A 3,124-nucleotide genomic window follows, 5' to 3' on the forward strand; every position below is an offset into this window, starting at 1 on the left:
CCGTACCTGAGAGATCATTTACAAATCGTCCAACTTTATTATTAATCTGAAACGCAATGCCTGTCCGATTCGGTAACGAAATCGCCGTTGGCTGCGACAACGACAACGCCACTTTAGGTAGTTTTGCCTGCGCACGGGCATGAACAGCAATCGTATATGACAGGGCGTGCGCTAACTGAATTTTGTCATTGATATCCTGTTTCGCTTTGACCGCTGTAAATGACACCCCGCCTGCCATCAAGCCAATGTCCGCTGTATTAGGCATTGTAAGCGTTGCTGTGACCGTTTTTTGGTCGTCTGCGGGGATGACAACGGTCTTTGCGATTTGTAGGTAATTTGTCATCTGAATCGTCGGCGCTCGATTCTCCGTCAATGGTTGATATGTAATACGACCGCTACTTGATGTAGTGGCATTACTCGGATTAACCGCAATCCGCAGATCGTCATCTGTATGGTTAGTTAGAATAAAAGATAACTCTTTTGTAGTACCTGGTGCTAATAACAAATCATAGTATGCCGTATTAGACGGTTGCCGTTGTTCAGAAATAGCCGTATCGATTGCAACTGAAAAATCACGTTCGGCAGCTTGAATACTGCCACCAAACAAAAGGATGCTCCCCAAAAGCATTAATAAAAATCGTCGCATTTCCCTCTCCTGATGCGATGCCCGCAAAAAATTGCCCGGCTCGGTATGTTTAACTGTGAAAAAATAAGTATTCTGCCGTTACTAAAAAACCGAGGCATTCGCCCCGGCCCGTTAGTTTTAATTTTAATCCAAGAAATCACGCAATTGCTTTGAACGTGATGGGTGGCGTAGCTTACGAAGTGCCTTGGCTTCAATTTGACGAATACGCTCACGCGTAACCCCAAATACCTTACCAACTTCTTCCAACGTACGTGTACGACCATCTTCCAAACCAAAACGCAAACGCAAAACGTTCTCTTCACGATCCGTCAACGTATCCAGCACTGATTCCAATTGTTCCTTCAACATTTGATAAGCGGCTGAATCTGCAGGCGAAATGGCTTCATTATCTTCAATAAAGTCACCCAAATGTGAGTCATCCTCTTCACCAATTGGTGTTTCCAATGACACAGGCTCTTGGGCAATCTTCAAGATATCACGAACCTTGTCTGTTACGATGTCCATCTCGGCACCGATTTCTTCTGGCGTTGGCTCACGTCCCAAGTCTTGTAGCAAGTTACGTTGAATACGAATCAACTTGTTAATTGTTTCAACCATGTGCACAGGAATACGAATTGTACGAGCTTGGTCGGCAATTGCACGTGTAATCGCTTGACGAATCCACCATGTGGCATACGTTGAAAACTTAAATCCCTTACGGTAATCAAACTTTTCAACCGCCTTCATCAATCCCATGTTTCCTTCTTGAATCAAGTCCAAGAATTGCATACCACGACCAACATAACGCTTAGCAATTGACACCACCAAACGCAAATTAGCTTCTGCCAATTCTTGCTTGGCTGTGTCATCGCCTTGCTCAATACGCTCGGCCAAAGCAACTTCTTCGTCACCAGTCAGCAATGAGACACGACCAATTTCCTTCAAGTACATCCGGACAGGGTCATTAATCTTCATACCAGTTGGCGCATCAGCAGCTTGCTTCAACTCCTTTTCTGACAACTTAGTTTTCTTGTTTTCCAATGCACGCGCAGTTGGCTCTCCCTTTTCGTCAACGATTGAGATTCCTGCGGATTCGATCTTTTCGTATAATTCATCGATTTGATCAGCATTCAAACGCATTGGCTTAACCAAAGCATCTTGGAGGGCATTTTCCTTGATTTCTTTATCAGCTTTGAACTCCTTGATGATGTTCTTCACTGCCTTATCAAACTCAACTTGATCAAACTTAGCTGAGATAGGTGCTTGCTTTTCTGCCATAGCGGCCTCCTTAAGTTACTTGTGTGTTTGTTGTTCACGAAGCGCAGCCAAATATTCAACACTTAGCTGAGCAACTAATGCATCATTGTGCATTTGATTAGCTTCTTTAATTTGTCGTTGTAACCTATTAATTCTATCAGATAATGGTGCGTCATGACTAATAAATTGAATATATTCATCAACTTGCGAACGATCCGTGAATAATTCAGGCGCGTAAGTATCTAACGTGGCCAATATTCTAGTCAAATCCGCTTTCTGTACGTAGTCCATAAAGCCCGCCATATCAGTGATTGGCTGGTTACCATGCTCTGAGCGGTAACCTGACGCAAGCATCATAATCGTTTCATAAGGTACATCAGCAAAAGTGAAATCTGGTGTGTTAGTTACTTGTAGCCAGACGTCATTATCCTGCAACATCCAAGCTAGCAACATTCGCTCAGCTTGTTCAACCCGCGAAATTGTCGGTGCAACCGGTGCTGGGACAGGTGCGGGCGCACTGTCTTGCCACTCATCATATGGTGCCGCACCAAAATCAGCATCGGCAACGCGCTCACTTTGACGTGGACGCTTGTTATTCGAACGTCGCGGATTAGACCGCCGAGCTTGTTGTTGCAATAACAACGGCCGTAACTGATCCTGTAAGGCATCCAAACCGATGTTGAACTCCTCACCAATTTGGCGCAAATAGGTTTCACGCATAATCGGCTCAGTCACAGTTGCAATCGTCCCTAACACATCACTAACATAGGCAAACATTTCTGTTTGATTTGTTAAATCGCGACCCATCCGTAAATAACGGATATTAAAAGCAATCGGATCTTCCGTATTATGTGATAGCACATTCAAAAATGCTGACACGTCATTCGCACGTAAAAATTCATCTGGATCTTGGTTATCTGGAATATGCACAACCGTGGCTGCCATTTTACCGTTCTGTGCCACTAAGTCGAGCGCTCGTTTTGTCGCCCTTTGCCCAGCGTCGTCAGCATCATAACTGATACTAATCTTGTCGGCCATTCGTGACAAAACCTGGACTTGTTCCGTTGTCAAAGATGTTCCCATTGAGGCAACACCATTTTGAACACCTGCTTGGAATGCAGCAATGACATCCATAAATCCTTCGAATAAGACAACTTGTTTTTGCTTACGGATGGCGCCTTTGGCCAAATCCAAATTAAACAATTCTTGCGACTTATTAAATAACGGACTCTCTGGCGAATT

The 3,124-nt window shown here is 44.2% G+C and carries 3 protein-coding genes; all 3 read right to left on the reverse strand.

Annotated elements, in window-relative coordinates; genetic code table 11:
- On the reverse strand, positions 1-646 hold a 646-nt coding region (locus WEIDD23_RS01910), incomplete at its 3' end, for a WxL protein peptidoglycan domain-containing protein (RefSeq protein ID WP_197458765.1).
- Between the two features lie 123 nt (positions 647-769).
- Positions 770-1,903 (reverse strand): RNA polymerase sigma factor RpoD, encoded by a 1,134-nt coding sequence (gene rpoD / locus WEIDD23_RS01915; RefSeq protein ID WP_010373653.1) that lies wholly within the window; start codon positions 1,901-1,903, stop codon positions 770-772.
- A 15-nt stretch (positions 1,904-1,918) separates the two neighbouring features.
- A partial coding sequence (locus tag WEIDD23_RS01920) for a toprim domain-containing protein (RefSeq protein WP_242865386.1) occupies positions 1,919-3,124 on the reverse strand: 1,206 nt, incomplete at its 5' end.

It is taken from the genome of Weissella sp. DD23 (genome assembly GCF_001579105.1).
Lineage (GTDB): Bacteria > Bacillota > Bacilli > Lactobacillales > Lactobacillaceae > Weissella > Weissella cibaria.

Coding starts and splice junctions, on each gene's coding strand:
- rpoD (WP_010373653.1), bottom strand. CDS start 1,903: ATGGCAGAAAAGCAAGCACCTATCTCAGCTAAGTTTGATCAAGTTGAG.